At 40.0% G+C, this 13479-nt stretch carries 13 protein-coding genes and 1 riboswitch; of the genes, 2 read left to right on the top strand and 11 right to left on the bottom strand.

The window, feature by feature from the left end; all coding sequences use genetic code 11:
- Positions 1–205 precede the first annotated feature (205 nt).
- From GWI58_RS12110 to moaA, 5 genes are all read right to left on the bottom strand, one after another.
- Positions 206–916: a Bax inhibitor-1/YccA family protein gene (locus GWI58_RS12110; protein WP_004244477.1), complete on the bottom strand. Its 711-nt coding sequence runs from the start codon at positions 914–916 to the stop codon at positions 206–208.
- Between the two features lie 194 nt (positions 917–1110).
- A complete protein-coding gene (gene moaE, locus GWI58_RS12105; protein WP_004244476.1) occupies positions 1111–1572 on the bottom strand; it encodes a molybdopterin synthase catalytic subunit MoaE in 462 nt (153 codons plus the stop codon).
- A 1-nt stretch (position 1573) separates the two neighbouring features.
- Positions 1574–1819: a molybdopterin synthase sulfur carrier subunit gene (moaD, locus tag GWI58_RS12100; protein WP_004244475.1), complete on the bottom strand. Its 246-nt coding sequence runs from the start codon at positions 1817–1819 to the stop codon at positions 1574–1576.
- On the bottom strand, positions 1816–2295 hold the full coding sequence (gene moaC / locus GWI58_RS12095) for a cyclic pyranopterin monophosphate synthase MoaC (RefSeq protein WP_046335109.1): 480 nt from the start codon (positions 2293–2295) through the stop codon (positions 1816–1818). The genes moaD and moaC overlap by 4 nt, the downstream gene beginning before the upstream one ends.
- Positions 2296–2336: 41 nt before the next feature.
- Positions 2337–3317 (bottom strand): GTP 3',8-cyclase MoaA, encoded by a 981-nt coding sequence (moaA, locus tag GWI58_RS12090; protein ID WP_004244473.1) that lies wholly within the window; start codon positions 3315–3317, stop codon positions 2337–2339.
- A riboswitch (molybdenum cofactor riboswitch) is annotated at positions 3307–3456 on the bottom strand. Its footprint overlaps the gene before it by 11 nt.
- A gap of 289 nt (positions 3457–3745) precedes the next feature.
- Between moaA and GWI58_RS12085 the strand changes: the two genes are divergently transcribed.
- Entirely contained in the window at positions 3746–4681 is a 936-nt protein-coding gene (locus GWI58_RS12085) for a gluconeogenesis factor YvcK family protein (protein ID WP_004244471.1), read from the top strand.
- A 117-nt stretch (positions 4682–4798) separates the two neighbouring features.
- On the opposite strand, the gene GWI58_RS12080 is transcribed toward GWI58_RS12085, so the two are convergent.
- The 6 genes from GWI58_RS12080 to bioB form a co-directional block, all read right to left on the bottom strand.
- Complete coding sequence (locus GWI58_RS12080) at positions 4799–5761, bottom strand: DUF1266 domain-containing protein (RefSeq protein WP_161769198.1); 963 nt, start codon at positions 5759–5761, stop codon at positions 4799–4801.
- 184 nt (positions 5762–5945) lie between these two features.
- The gene (gene uvrB, locus GWI58_RS12075; protein ID WP_161769197.1) at positions 5946–7955 is read right to left on the bottom strand and encodes an excinuclease ABC subunit UvrB; all 2010 of its coding nucleotides are present in this window, start codon (positions 7953–7955) and stop codon (positions 5946–5948) included.
- A gap of 470 nt (positions 7956–8425) precedes the next feature.
- Complete coding sequence (gene bioD, locus GWI58_RS12070) at positions 8426–9112, bottom strand: dethiobiotin synthase (protein WP_004244465.1); 687 nt, start codon at positions 9110–9112, stop codon at positions 8426–8428.
- Positions 9105–9872 (bottom strand): malonyl-ACP O-methyltransferase BioC, encoded by a 768-nt coding sequence (gene bioC, locus GWI58_RS12065; RefSeq protein ID WP_004252148.1) that lies wholly within the window; start codon positions 9870–9872, stop codon positions 9105–9107. The genes bioD and bioC overlap by 8 nt, the downstream gene beginning before the upstream one ends.
- Positions 9847–11010, bottom strand: coding sequence for an 8-amino-7-oxononanoate synthase (bioF, locus tag GWI58_RS12060; protein WP_094960201.1), 1164 nt, complete (start codon positions 11008–11010; stop codon positions 9847–9849). The genes bioC and bioF overlap by 26 nt, the downstream gene beginning before the upstream one ends.
- Positions 11010–12047: a biotin synthase BioB gene (gene bioB, locus GWI58_RS12055; protein ID WP_017628468.1), complete on the bottom strand. Its 1038-nt coding sequence runs from the start codon at positions 12045–12047 to the stop codon at positions 11010–11012. Before bioB ends, bioF begins: the two co-directional genes overlap by 1 nt.
- Positions 12048–12150: 103 nt before the next feature.
- Between bioB and bioA the strand changes: the two genes are divergently transcribed.
- Positions 12151–13428 carry an adenosylmethionine--8-amino-7-oxononanoate transaminase gene (gene bioA, locus GWI58_RS12050; protein ID WP_017827749.1) on the top strand — a complete coding sequence of 426 codons (1278 nt, stop codon included), beginning with the start codon at positions 12151–12153 and terminating at the stop codon, positions 13426–13428.
- The last annotated feature ends 51 nt before the right edge of the window (positions 13429–13479 follow it).

Here is a 13479-nt window from a genome sequence, read left to right as displayed (position 1 = left end):
AGCAACAGGAAACACCTAGTTAGTTAAAAAACCGCGCCTTATATCCCCGACCTGAAGGACGGGATTTTACGGTGCTTTGGGTAAGAATAAACATCTCACGCTATAAATAACGACTTGCTGCCCGTATTTTATAAATACAAAAAATCCCATAACTGAAGAGGTTATGGGATTTAACTATGCGGTTATTAAACGACGCAGTTTATGATTAACGACGATCGCCTAAAATACGTAGTAACATTAAGAACAGGTTGATAAAATCTAAATAAAGCGTTAATGCACCCATAATTGAGTAACGGCGCATATTTTCTTTATCTTCTTGATTAATTTCGCTACCCATATCCTTTAATTTTTGTGTGTCATATGCGGTTAAACCAGCGAAAATCAGTACACCTGCGTAAGAGATAACCATGCTCATCATGCTGCTTTGCATAAAGATATTAACAATAGAAGCAATGATAATACCGATAAGCCCCATAAACAGGAAGCTACCCATCCCAGTTAAACTACGTTTAGTGGTGTAACCATAAACACTTAATGCACCAAACATTGCCGCACAGATAAAGAAAGTGCTAGCAACAGAGGAGTAAGTATAAACAATTAACACACTCGAAATAGTGACACCTGTTAATGCGGAATAGAGCATAAAAAGGGTTGTAGCAAGCGCACCACTCATTTTATGTACCATACCGGATAATATAAAAACTAATGCTAATTGAGCGATAATCAAACCGAAGAAAAAGATCTTATTAGTGAAGATCATCTCAATTAAAGTCGCGCTGGATGCAACATACAGAGCAACAAATGCAGTAAGTAACAGACCTACAGTCATCCAGCCATACACTTGCGCCATAAAGGTTTGTAGACCTGTACCAGTGCGCTGTACGATTGAATCATTTGAACGTGAAAATCGATCCATGATGATTACCCTTTAATCATAGTGATAACGTTGAATTTAACGATAACGTTTATTTCAGTAAAGAGCCCATTATGGACTCATTAGTGATTAATTTTATCACACTAATGTTACATTTCCACGAAATAAACTGTATAGAATGTCACCGTAAAATAAATTTAAGTAAAGTGATGTTGTCTTTGATTTCACTTGATGAATTATTCCCAACGCTTAGCTGAATCATAGTCACTTTGGCGAGCATCAACCCACCTATCTTGGTTAGCTGATAGCCCCTCTTTTTTCCAAAAAGGTGCGCGCGTTTTTAAAAAATCCATAATAAATTCTGCGGATTCAAAAGCACTATGGCGATGTGCGCTGGTCACACCAACAAACACGATCTCTTCACCAATATTTAATTGGCCAACACGGTGGATAACGCTGACTCTTTGTAAAGGCCAACGCGCGCGTGCTTGCTCAACAATGTCATTTAACGCCTTTTCTGTCATACCAGGATAATGCTCTAGAGTTAGCGTATTAACTTCATCACCTAAATTATGATTACGCACTTTTCCTGTAAAAGTGACGACCGCACCATCACTTTCACACTCTGACAACCATTGATATTCATCACCAACATTAAAATGTTCGTTTTGGACTGATATACGGGTCAATGTACTCATCTTAGCCCCCTGTTACAGGTGGGAAAAAAGCCACTTCATCACCGTCTTTAATGGCATAAGTGCCTTGAACAAAGGATTGATTTACCGCGGATAACAATTTGCCATCTTCAAGCGCTAATGCCCAACGATCGCCTTTGTTAATTAAAGCACGGCGTAAATCATCCACTGTTGGATAATCATTTTGTAATTCCAGTGAATCAACACCCACTAATTCACGCACTTGGGCGAAAAAAAGAACCTTAATCATGCATCCACCTTAAAGTGTCCCGATTTACCACCGGTTTTTTCTAATAAACGCACAGATCCTATGACCATATCTTTTTGTACTGCTTTGCACATATCATAGATAGTCAATGCGGCCACTGATGCGGCAGTGAGTGCTTCCATTTCAACACCCGTTTTACCCGTTAAGCGACACACTGATTCAATACGCACACGATTTGAGTCTGTAAGGGCTTCTAAATGGACTTCAACTTTGGTTAACATCAATGGGTGACATAAAGGAATTAATTCCCATGTTCTTTTGGCTGCTTGAATACCCGCAATACGTGCGGTAGCAAAGACATCTCCCTTATGGTGTCGACCTTCGGTTATCATTGCTAAGGTTTCTGCTGACATTTCAACAAAGGCTTCTGCTCGCGCTTCACGTACGGTTTCAGCTTTGGCGCTAACATCCACCATATGCGCTTCACCGGCAGCATTAATATGAGTTAGTTGAGACATGCACAACTCCTGAAATTAACTAAATAACAGAGCGAAAAAACTTATCCACCAATCACAGAAAGATTAGGGGTAATACCACTATCGCCCTGATGAAGAAAATGTGTTTCTCTTTTATGAAGAAGTCCACCCTGAATACGCTGTTGTAGAGCTTGTTGTTGTGCATCATCAGCCAATAAATCGCGTAAAGGAATACCATTTTCGCCAAATAAGCAAAGATGAAGATTACCAATCGCAGAAACGCGTAAACGGTTACAGGTGACACAAAAGTCTTTTTCATAAGGCATGATAAGACCAATTTCACCTTGATAATCAGGATGAGTAAAGACTTGAGCTGGCCCATCACTACGGGCGCGAGGAATTTGTAGCCAACCTTCGTTAAGTAAACGTTGACGGATCACTTCACCAGATAAATGAAAGCGATTAAAAACATCACTACCATCACCAGTTTCCATTAGTTCAATAAAGCGTAGTTGTATCGGTCTGTCTTTGATCCAATGGAGAAAATCAGGCAAGTTTTTATCATTTACGTTGCGCATTAACACAACATTGACTTTCACTTTGTCATAACCTGCCGTAAAAGCAGCGTCTATTCCTTCCATCACTTGATGGAATTTATCTTGCCCGGTGATGGCATGAAATTGGCGGGGATCTAAGCTATCAACACTGACATTTATCGCACTTAGCCCCGCATCACGCCATTGTGCAACATCACGGGCTAAACGATAGCCGTTTGTTGTCACAGCAATCTTTTTAATGGCTGGGTTTTCATTAATAGTCGCGATAATATCAGTAAAATCTCGACGCATCGTAGGCTCACCACCCGTTAAACGGATTTTTTCTGTGCCTAATTCAGCAAAAGAGTGAGTCAGTCGGCGGATTTCATCCAGTGATAGAAAGGACTTATGACCATTTGGCTTGTAGCCATTAGGTAAGCAGTAAGTGCAACGGAAATTACACACGTCTGTGATTGATAGACGTAAATAGAAAAATTTGCGGGAAAACGCATCAACAAGTTGTTGCATAATAACACCTTTCCAAATTCGGGAGATGCGGGCATTTCTACCGTGCACCCTGGTGACTTAGTTAGTCACGGCCAGAACATCATATCCTTTGGATAAAGCTTGTTGACTTAGATGTTAAGGCTAGGAGTTAATCTTTACCTGTTTTTAACAGGTTCTTATACCAATATTTTATGTGTGGATTTTACCTGTTTATTTAATAAAAAGCGAATATTGTTTTCGTTATATAATTTAAAATACAACGACTTACAACACTTTTTTTATTTTTATTCTATTTACACTCCCCTTACTCTTCCCTTTTATTTGTCTAAATAACCAGCAATCGATACTCATTCAAGATTAAGAATGTGATGAAATCACGCCGTGATCATAGGCTTAAATTATAATTGTGATAAATTAGCGGCAAATTTTTAAAAGTGAGTAAGACAATTATGCGAAATCGCACGCTAAGTGATTTAGATCGTGTTGTAGCCCTTGGTGGAGGTCATGGCCTTGGACGTGTGCTTTCAGCACTCTCCTATTTAGGAACTCGCCTTACGGGGATTGTCACGACAACAGATAATGGTGGCTCCACGGGACGTATTCGTAAAGACGAAGGCGGTATCGCGTGGGGAGATATGCGCAATTGTATTAATCAATTAATCACAGAGCCTTCCGTTGCTTCTGCGATGTTTGAATACCGTTTCTCAGGTACGGGAGAGCTTGCTGGACACAACTTAGGTAATCTTATGCTAAAGGCCTTAGATAACTTAAGCGTTCGCCCATTAGAAGCAATTAATCTTATCCGCGGTCTACTTAGAGTCAATGCTCATCTTATTCCTATGTCAGAACAAGCGGTTGATTTAATGGCCATTGATGATGAAGGAAATGAAATATATGGTGAGGTCAATGTAGATAATTTACCGAGGATGCCTCGTCAATTAAAACTCTATCCAGACGTCACCACCACACGAGAAGCCATTGAAGCCATTGAGCAAGCTGATTTAATTTTAATTGGCCCGGGCAGTTTTTTTACCAGTTTGATGCCTTTATTGTTGCTACCTGATTTAGCTAAAGCATTACGTCGTAGCAGTGCCACTACTATTTATATTGGTAATTTAGGTAAAGAGCTTAGCCCTGCGGCTGCAAGTATGACGATGTCAGATAAAATCGCCATGATGGAAACCTATATTGGCTTACAAACTATTGATGCTGTGATTATTAGTCCAGAAACACAATATGAATCAATGAAAGGACGATTAATTGTTCAAGCGCAATTAGAGGCGAAAGATATTCCTTACCGTCATGATAGGCACCTATTAAGTAAAGCTATTGAATTAACACTTCAGCAATTAGGTCAACGTAATACCGCTTGTACAGCGAGTTAATCGTTATACCAATCAAAAAACCGCACTAAAATCATTATCTATCTCAGTGCGGTTAATTAGTCTTTATAAGATTATTTTCTTACTTTAACTGTGTAATTTTGTTTTACAAATAGACAATTAGCTATTAAGTGTTTTTAAAGTAATGCGTTCGCTGATCATTTCTTCTATTTCAGCCAGTGACATAGGCACATCATTTTTCATAAAACCTAATCCAGCTACGGCTCGTGTAAAAGACATTAAATCTAATGGCGGTAGCTCCATCACCCAGTTTTCTTCTGTCGCTAAGGTATTTTCTGCTTTGAGTATATTTTGTACGACATCGGAAAATGTTTGATGTGATGATGCCCAATTTTGATCACCACTTGCCCATAACCAACGAGTAGCAATAAAGTTTTGCCACATATCTTCCCAACCATCATAAATACGACGTAGCATTGATGCACTCATTAATGACCATGTTTGTGCTTCTTGCTGGGTAATATAACCTTGTTGGCAGCCTTCTAAGCAAAGCTTGTTAAAACGACAAAGATCCCAAATAAGATATTTTACATTTTGGATATTCATTCGATTGGTGTTCATCATATCGATTTGCCATAAACGTTCATTTTTATCATTTTCAGTTAAATCAGATAATAAAATATCGTTTTTTAATGATTGAATATCTTCTTCTTTACCATTCAAAATCTGGTCACGTAACTGGTAAAAGTCATTGGTATGACCTTGAGTCAGCAACCAAAATAATTGGTAGATTAAATCCCACCGATCATTAACTCCCCAAGCCGCTGATAGCCCACCATCATCTTTACCTTGATTATATTCGTTATATGCCCACTCATTCATTACCGCATAAGGGGCTGCGACATATAATCCCCATTCTTTGGGTAATAACTGATTTACTGGGCTTTCTGTTGCTGGAGACGATAAAACGAGCTCAGGCTCTGTTGTTGCTGGCATTGTAGCAGTGGGTAATTTATTGTCTTGCAATGCAAATCGTAACCACTTAAAAAGTATCACGAGGAAAAAACCACCAATAATGACTCCTACAGAGCTTGGAAACCCTGCATACACATAACCACTCATTCACTATCCTTAATGTCTTTTTTATCTTTGTAAATCATTGACTGTTTGTTAGTTGTAATATTTAAACAGTTGATTGCCAGGAAGGGAATAACAAAATAGATAATAATTGACAAAGAGAGAACAAAAAAAGAGCGCTATAAAAGCTATAACGCTCTTTGTAAGCCTATCTACTTACATTTTCTTATTAAGAATTAGCAATAAATTGCGCACGCAAAGTTTGTAATTTATCCCGTGTTTGAGCCGCTTTTTCAAATTCAAGATCTTTAGCATGTTGATACATTTCCGTTTCTAAGCGCTGAATTTCTTTTTCTAATTCAGCCGTAGAAAGTAATGGATAATCTTCATGAGTATCAACCGCTTTATGTCCTTTCTTATTACGGCCTTGAGTCGGTTGACCAATCTTAAGAATATCACCAATTTTCTTATTCAAGCCTTTTGGCACAATGCCATGTTCAAGGTTAAATTGTTGCTGTTTTTCCCGACGACGTTCTGTCTCACCAATGGCTTTCGCCATAGAATCTGTTATTTTATCGCCATATAAAATAGCTTTACCTTCAAGGTTACGAGCAGCACGACCAATCGTCTGAATAAGCGAATGTTCTGAACGTAAGAATCCCTCTTTATCTGCATCTAAAATCGCCACAAGAGAGACTTCGGGCATATCTAACCCTTCACGAAGTAAGTTTATCCCCACCAGCACATCAAATTCACCTAGACGTAAATCTCGGATAATTTCAACCCGCTCGACGGTATCAATATCTGAGTGCAAATAACGTACCCGTTCACCATGCTCTTCAAGATATTCGGTCAAATCCTCCGCCATACGTTTTGTTAATGTTGTCACTAATACACGTTCATTTTTAGCTGCTCGTATACGTATTTCTGATAATAAATCATCAACCTGTGTGGCAACAGGGCGAACTTCAACCACCGGATCAAGTAAGCCTGTAGGTCTAACCACTTGTTCTACAATGTCATTACCTGATTTTTCTAGCTCATATTTGCCCGGTGTTGCTGAGACATAAATGGTTTGTGGTGCTAATGCTTCAAACTCTTCAAAACGCAATGGTCGGTTATCCAACGCAGAAGGCAACCGGAAGCCATATTCCACTAACGTCTCTTTACGTGAGCGGTCGCCTTTATACATGCCGCCAATTTGCGGAATAGTAACGTGTGATTCGTCAATCACTAATAACCCATCAGCAGGCAAATAATCAAATAGCGTTGGTGGTGGCTCACCAGGCCCACGGCCAGAAAGATAGCGGGAATAGTTTTCAATACCTGAGCAATACCCCAATTCATTCATCATTTCTAAATCAAATTGAGTGCGCTGGGTAACTCGCTGCTCTTCAACCAATTTATCATTGGCTAATAGCACCTTACGTCTTTCAGCTAGCTCCTGTTTGATTTTTTCCATCGCATCCAGAATACGCTCGCGCGGCGTAACATAGTGGGTTTTAGGATAGACGGTGAAACGTGGCACATTGTAATGAATTTGTCCTGTGAGAGGATCAAATAGCGATAAACGCTCAACCTCTTCATCAAATAATTCAACACGTAAAGCGTAGTCATCAGATTCAGCAGGAAAGATATCGATCACTTCACCACGGACTCGGAAAGTACCGCGCTGAAAAGCCTGATCATTGCGGGTATATTGCAAATCAGCAAGTCGGCGTAAAATCGCACGTTGGTCAATAATCATGCCATTGCTTAAATGTAGCATCATTTTTAAATAGCTATCCGGATCACCCAAACCATAAATAGCTGAAACTGAAGAGACCACAATAACGTCTTTACGCTCTAAGAGTGCCTTTGTAGCCGATAGACGCATTTGTTCGATATGTTCGTTAACAGAGGCGTCTTTTTCAATAAAGGTATCGGAGCTTGGCACATAGGCTTCAGGTTGATAGTAGTCATAATAAGAGACAAAGTATTCCACCGCATTTTCAGGGAAAAACTCTTTCATTTCACTATAAAGCTGTGCAGCTAGCGTTTTGTTTGGCGCTAATACCATAGTAGGACGATTTAGGTTAGCTATCACATTGGCAATAGTGAAGGTTTTACCTGATCCGGTTACCCCTAATAAGGTTTGGTGAGCAAGTCCATCTTCTAACCCTTCACATAATGAAGCGATAGCAGTAGGTTGATCACCACCGGGTTTAAATTCTGAATGCAGTTTAAAAACTTTGCTCATATTCTTATCTCCTCGCAGACACTCCTTATGATACTGGATAAAAATCCAGCTTCAATCTCTATCTTACAAAAAATAATCTGAATAACGGATTTAAGTTATCCCCAGATTTTAATCAAAAAGTTTTTTAAAAAATCAACCCCTTATTTTAGGGATAAATCACTGAGAGTAAGTTGACGCTTTCGCACTATTGATTTTATTTAACTTATTAATAATAAACAATAAAAAATAAAAGTTGAGAATAACACCAATCTTTAGCAATGCCTTGTATTCTCTATATTTGGCGTATTTTTATTATGGTAATACACAAGGTTATCCACAGGAATAGTGGATAACTGAACAAAGTGCTTATACCACGGTAGGTTACAGCTTTTTTTCTTATTAAAAATAACCCTAATATTTAGCAAAAAAATAATTTTTTTATTTTTTTATACATGAAAATAAGCTGTTAAAATTGACTCAATGATGATGTATCAATGTGATTTGAGATAAGAGAGATCAAGATAAGAGGTAAAATTATGTTGTTTAACGTCTTGTGTTAAATAAGGAATTTTACCTAAAAGTGGTGCTTTAATATGCGCCATTAAAGTAGCTAAATACTGCTGTTGATACCGCCCGGCAGGCTCTACTTCATTTGCTACCCAACCCGCTAAAGTCAACCCTGATTGCCAAATAGCTTGTTGCGTTAATAATGCATGATTAATACAACCTAATTTAATACCCACCGTTAAAATAACGGGTAATTTTTCTTCAATCACCCAATCTGCAAAGAATTGGTTTGCTGATAGTGGCGTAAACCATCCCCCAGCACCTTCAACTAATACCCAATCTGCGCGTTGTTGCAGATAAGATAACCCCTTGGACATAACCTGAAAATCAATAGGTTGTTTTGTCTCTTCGCTCACAATATGAGGTGATGTGGGGGTTTCAAAGCAATAGGGATTCACTTGTTGATAAGCCAAAGGGACACTACTAAACTGTTGTAACGTTAATGCATCACTATTACGTAAACCTTCAGGTAACCATTCGCTACCAGATGCGACAGGTTTATAACCCGCCGTTTGATATCCTTGTTGTGTAGCACATTGTAATAATGCACTACTTACGACGGTTTTACCGACTTCGGTATCTGTTCCTGTTAAAAACCATGTTTTAGCCATGAGAAATCTTTCCTATAACGAGTTCATAAGTAAGTAAATATTTACCAGAGTCTGTTTTGCGCCAAACTTGCTCTAATTGACGCAGTTTTTGGCGTGTCATTAATCCTTTTGGCCGTTCTCCTTGTACAAAATTCGCGCCTACCCCTTTTAATGAGGCAAAAAGCTCAGGCAATGATGCATATTGTTCTGTCACCTTTTCAGTCACAAATTGATATTGAAAACCACTACAGGCTTGTTCAATCTGTTGGTAAGAGAGGAACGGGTTAACATGTTGGTGGTTATCAAGAAACTGCCAAGCATCTCGTACCTCTTGTAACGTTGATGTTGCTAACGTAGAAAAATAGAGCGCCCCTTGTGGATTGACGACACTCATTAAGCTATTTACCGCAATGGCAAGATCATCACACCACTGCATAGCTAAATTGCTAAAAACGATATCTATGCTGTGGGGGGTGATCGCACAGTGCTCAATATCACTTTGTAAATAACAATTAGCCCGTTGTTGTTGTCTCGCCACTTGTAACATGGCATGAGATAAATCAAGTGCGATAACAAACCGTCCTTGTTGTCGCCATTTTTGACTGAAATACCCAGTGCCACACCCCGCATCTAGCACCCTATCCCCAGCTTGGTGGCGAGCTAAATACATCAATTTATCGCCACTATAACGTTGAATAGAGGCATGATGATCATAATGGCTAGCCGCTTTACTAAAACACTGGGCTATCTGCTGTTTATCTGTTTTGATTGAAGAAACCATGAAGGAGCTCGATTAACATCGCAATGTCGGAAATTTGGTGACGAGTCGTTAAAGTAATGCGTAAACGTGCGCTGTGAGGGGGTACAGTCGGTGGAAAGATCGCTTTTACCCAGAAACCTTCACGTTGTAAATAGTCTGAAAGTTGTTGACAGCGTAGTTCATCACCAATAATTAGCGGTTGAATGGCTGTTTGTGAAGGTAATAATGTGGCAGGAAGTGATGAGACACCTTGACGGAAAAAGCTAATAAGTTGTTGAAGATATTCTCGTCCTTCATCATCTTGTTTAATAACTTTTAACGCTGCATGTAAAGCAACGGCTTGTGCAGGGGGCATTGAGGTACTGTAAATTAAGTGACGTGAATATTGTTCGAAAAACTCAGCAGTCGCCTTATTACACAGTACAGCCGCACCACTAATACCAAAGGCTTTACCAAAAGTCGCTATTAATAACTCAGGTTTAATCCCTGCTTCATGGCAACTCCCTTTACCTTCTTTACCTAACACGCCAATACCATGCGCATCATCAACCATTAACCACGCCTGATGCTGTTGACTTATTTCTGCCATAGCCGCTAATGGCGCTTTATCACCATCCATGCTAAAAACCCCTTCTGTCACGACTAAGCTTTTATTCGCAGAGGTTTTATGAAGTCGCTGAGATAGAGATGGCGCAGAATTATGCAAAAAGCGCCATAAACTCGCCGGTGATAAGATAGCCGCTTCCATTAATGAAGCATGACAAAGTTTATCGGCAATGATGGCATCTTCTTTTTCAAGTAATGTCGCAATAACACCTTGATTAGCACTATAACCTGAAGAAAATAATAGCGCATGATCGTACCCTAACCAGTCAGCGAGTTGTTGCTCTAACTGCTGATGGGCCTGTGTAAAACCGGTAATATGACCCGATCCCCCACTCCCTATACCATATTCATTCGCACCACGTTGCCACGCTTGAATAACATCAGGATGTTGGCTTATCCCTAAATAATCGTTACCAGAAAAATTAACATATTTATCACCAGACAGTGTGGTTAAATAGCGTCCATTACTATGCTGGATCACCTGTCTTTTTCGCCATAATGGCGTATTTCTACGCTCATTAAGTCGCTTATCTAGATAGTTTTGCCAACTCATTACAGTGCCGCGTTATAAAATTGTTCGGTGTCTTTTTCAGCAACAGCTTGTAGCAACGCGTCTTCTTGTTGCTGATCGCCCATCGAGACAGATAATCTTTCAGGATTTAAACCAAGCTTACGGAATAATTGGTGATCTTTATCTTCAGTGGGATTCGTGGTCGTTAATAATTTGCAACCATAAAAAATGGAGTTTGCGCCAGCCATAAAACAGAATGCTTGCGTTTGTTCACTCATTTGTTCACGCCCTGCTGAAAGTCGCACATAAGAGCGAGGCATCATAATACGAGCAACAGCAATAGTCCGAATAAAATCAAAGGGATCGACATCTTCATTATCAGCCAGTGGCGTACCTTTAATTTTGGCTAACATATTGATAGGTACACTTTCCGGCGGTTGCGGTAAGTTAGCTAATTGCACTAACATAGCGGCCCTATCTTTGACCTCTTCCCCTAAACCTAAAATGCCTCCAGAGCACACTTTAATGCCAGCATTACGTACTTTATCTAAGGTATCTAAACGGTCTTGATATGTCCGGGTGGTAATAATGCTGCCATAAAACTCAGGTGATGTATCAAGATTATGGTTATAAAAATCCAGTCCAGCTTGTGCTAAGCGTGAGGCTTGTGAATCATCAAGCTTACCCAATGTCATACAGGTTTCCATACCTAGCGCTTTCACTTCTTTGACCATCTGCTCAAGATAAGGCATATCACGCTCATGTGGATTACGCCAAGCCGCGCCCATACAAAAACGGGTTGAACCTGCTGCTTTTGCTTTTTTGGCTGATTCAATCACTTGTTGTACTTCCATTAAGCGCTCTTTTTCTAACCCTGTTTTATAGCGCGCACTTTGGGCACAATATTTACAATCTTCAGGACAAGCGCCTGTTTTTATCGACAGTAAGGTGCTGACTTGAATTTGTGAAGGATCAAAATGTTGACGATGCACTTGTTGCGCTTGAAAAACCAAATCTAAAAATGGCATATCAAACAGTGCCCTAGCTTCTTTTAATGTCCAACGTTTTAACGTACTCACAATACATTCTCCTGTTCAAAAGTGATTGCCAGTTTAAATAATAGGGTTATCATGTCAACTAAAATTGATCACACTAGGTTTACATGATTAACTGGAAAGTAAAATGACACCCGATGATATTGCTTTTGATTTACGCCATATTTGGCACCCTTATACCTCGATGAGTAACCCATTACCGGCTTATCCAATCGTAAGTGCAAAAGGGGTTGAACTCACTTTAGCGAATGGCAAACAATTAATTGATGGTATGTCTTCATGGTGGGCTGCGATCCACGGCTATAACCACCCTGAACTCAATACGGCGGTAACAGAACAACTAGCAGCAATGTCCCATGTGATGTTTGGCGGTATCACCCATCCCCCAGCGGTTGCTCTATGTCGAAAACTATTGGCTATCACTCCCGCACCACTAGAGTGTATTTTCCTCGCTGATTCAGGCTCTGTAGCGGTTGAAGTGGCGATAAAAATGGCATTGCAATATTGGCAGGCAAAAGGTGAAAAACGCCAGCGCATTGTGGCATTAAAACGCGGTTATCATGGTGATACTTTTGGCGCGATGTCGGTGTGTGATCCTGACAATTCGATGCATAGTCTCTACAAAGGCTACCTGCCGAATCATCTGTTTGTCGAAGCGCCAAAAACCGGATTTTATCAACCGTGGGACGCTACTGATATAGACGCTTTACGCACCACATTAGCGCAACATCATCAACATATTGCCGCTGTGATGCTAGAGCCAATCGTCCAAGGGGCTGGTGGTATGCGCATATACCACCCAGAGTATTTAACACAAGCTCGAGCGTTATGTGATGAATTTAATGTGTTATTAATTGCCGATGAAATCGCCACTGGATTTGGCAGAACCGGTAAATTATTTGCTTGTGAACACGCGGGGATCTCCCCCGATATTATGTGTGTAGGTAAAGCATTAACAGGTGGTTATATGACGCTATCTGCCACGTTAACTACACGCCATATTGCCGATACTATCAGCCAAGGTGATGCAGGTTGCTTTATGCATGGCCCTACCTATATGGGGAATCCTCTTGCCTGTGCGGTGGCGAATGCTAGTTTATCGCTATTAGAACAAGGTCACTGGGTTAATCAAGTCGCCCAAATTGAAGCTCAACTTAAAACCGAATTATTACCCTTAAAGCAAGCAAAAAGCGTTAAAGATGTGCGGGTACTTGGTGCTATTGGTGTCGTAGAAATGGTTGAGCCAGTCAATATGGCTAAACTACAGAAATACTTTGTCGATGAAGGGGTTTGGATACGGCCTTTTGGCCAACTGATTTATATTATGCCTCCTTATATTATATCACCTGAAAAGCTCACTAAACTCACTCAAGCAATTGAGAAAGCGGTTAATCTTACCAATTAATTATTTTGTTTTAATATCTCTAGCGGCATCATCTACCGCTAGAGAGCAAGC

It is taken from the genome of Proteus sp. G2674, assembly GCF_009915195.1.
In the GTDB taxonomy this organism is placed as follows: Bacteria; Pseudomonadota; Gammaproteobacteria; order Enterobacterales; family Enterobacteriaceae; genus Proteus; species Proteus mirabilis.
This window is presented reverse-complemented; position numbering and strand designations above follow the sequence as displayed.

Bases quoted from the DNA above. Each gene is read 5' to 3' on its own strand.
- moaC (WP_046335109.1), bottom strand. From the start codon at position 2,295: ATGTCTCAACTAACTCATATTAATGCTGCCGGTGAAGCGCATATGGTG.
- GWI58_RS12110 (WP_004244477.1), bottom strand. From the start codon at position 916: ATGGATCGATTTTCACGTTCAAATGATTCAATCGTACAGCGCACTGGT.
- GWI58_RS12080 (WP_161769198.1), bottom strand. From the start codon at position 5,761: ATGAGTGGTTATGTGTATGCAGGGTTTCCAAGCTCTGTAGGAGTCATT.
- bioA (WP_017827749.1), top strand. From the start codon at position 12,151: ATGACACCCGATGATATTGCTTTTGATTTACGCCATATTTGGCACCCT.
- bioC (WP_004252148.1), bottom strand. From the start codon at position 9,872: ATGGTTTCTTCAATCAAAACAGATAAACAGCAGATAGCCCAGTGTTTT.
- GWI58_RS12085 (WP_004244471.1), top strand. From the start codon at position 3,746: ATGCGAAATCGCACGCTAAGTGATTTAGATCGTGTTGTAGCCCTTGGT.
- bioD (WP_004244465.1), bottom strand. From the start codon at position 9,112: ATGGCTAAAACATGGTTTTTAACAGGAACAGATACCGAAGTCGGTAAA.
- moaD (WP_004244475.1), bottom strand. From the start codon at position 1,819: ATGATTAAGGTTCTTTTTTTCGCCCAAGTGCGTGAATTAGTGGGTGTT.
- uvrB (WP_161769197.1), bottom strand. From the start codon at position 7,955: ATGAGCAAAGTTTTTAAACTGCATTCAGAATTTAAACCCGGTGGTGAT.
- bioF (WP_094960201.1), bottom strand. From the start codon at position 11,010: ATGAGTTGGCAAAACTATCTAGATAAGCGACTTAATGAGCGTAGAAAT.
- moaE (WP_004244476.1), bottom strand. From the start codon at position 1,572: ATGAGTACATTGACCCGTATATCAGTCCAAAACGAACATTTTAATGTT.
- moaA (WP_004244473.1), bottom strand. From the start codon at position 3,317: ATGCAACAACTTGTTGATGCGTTTTCCCGCAAATTTTTCTATTTACGT.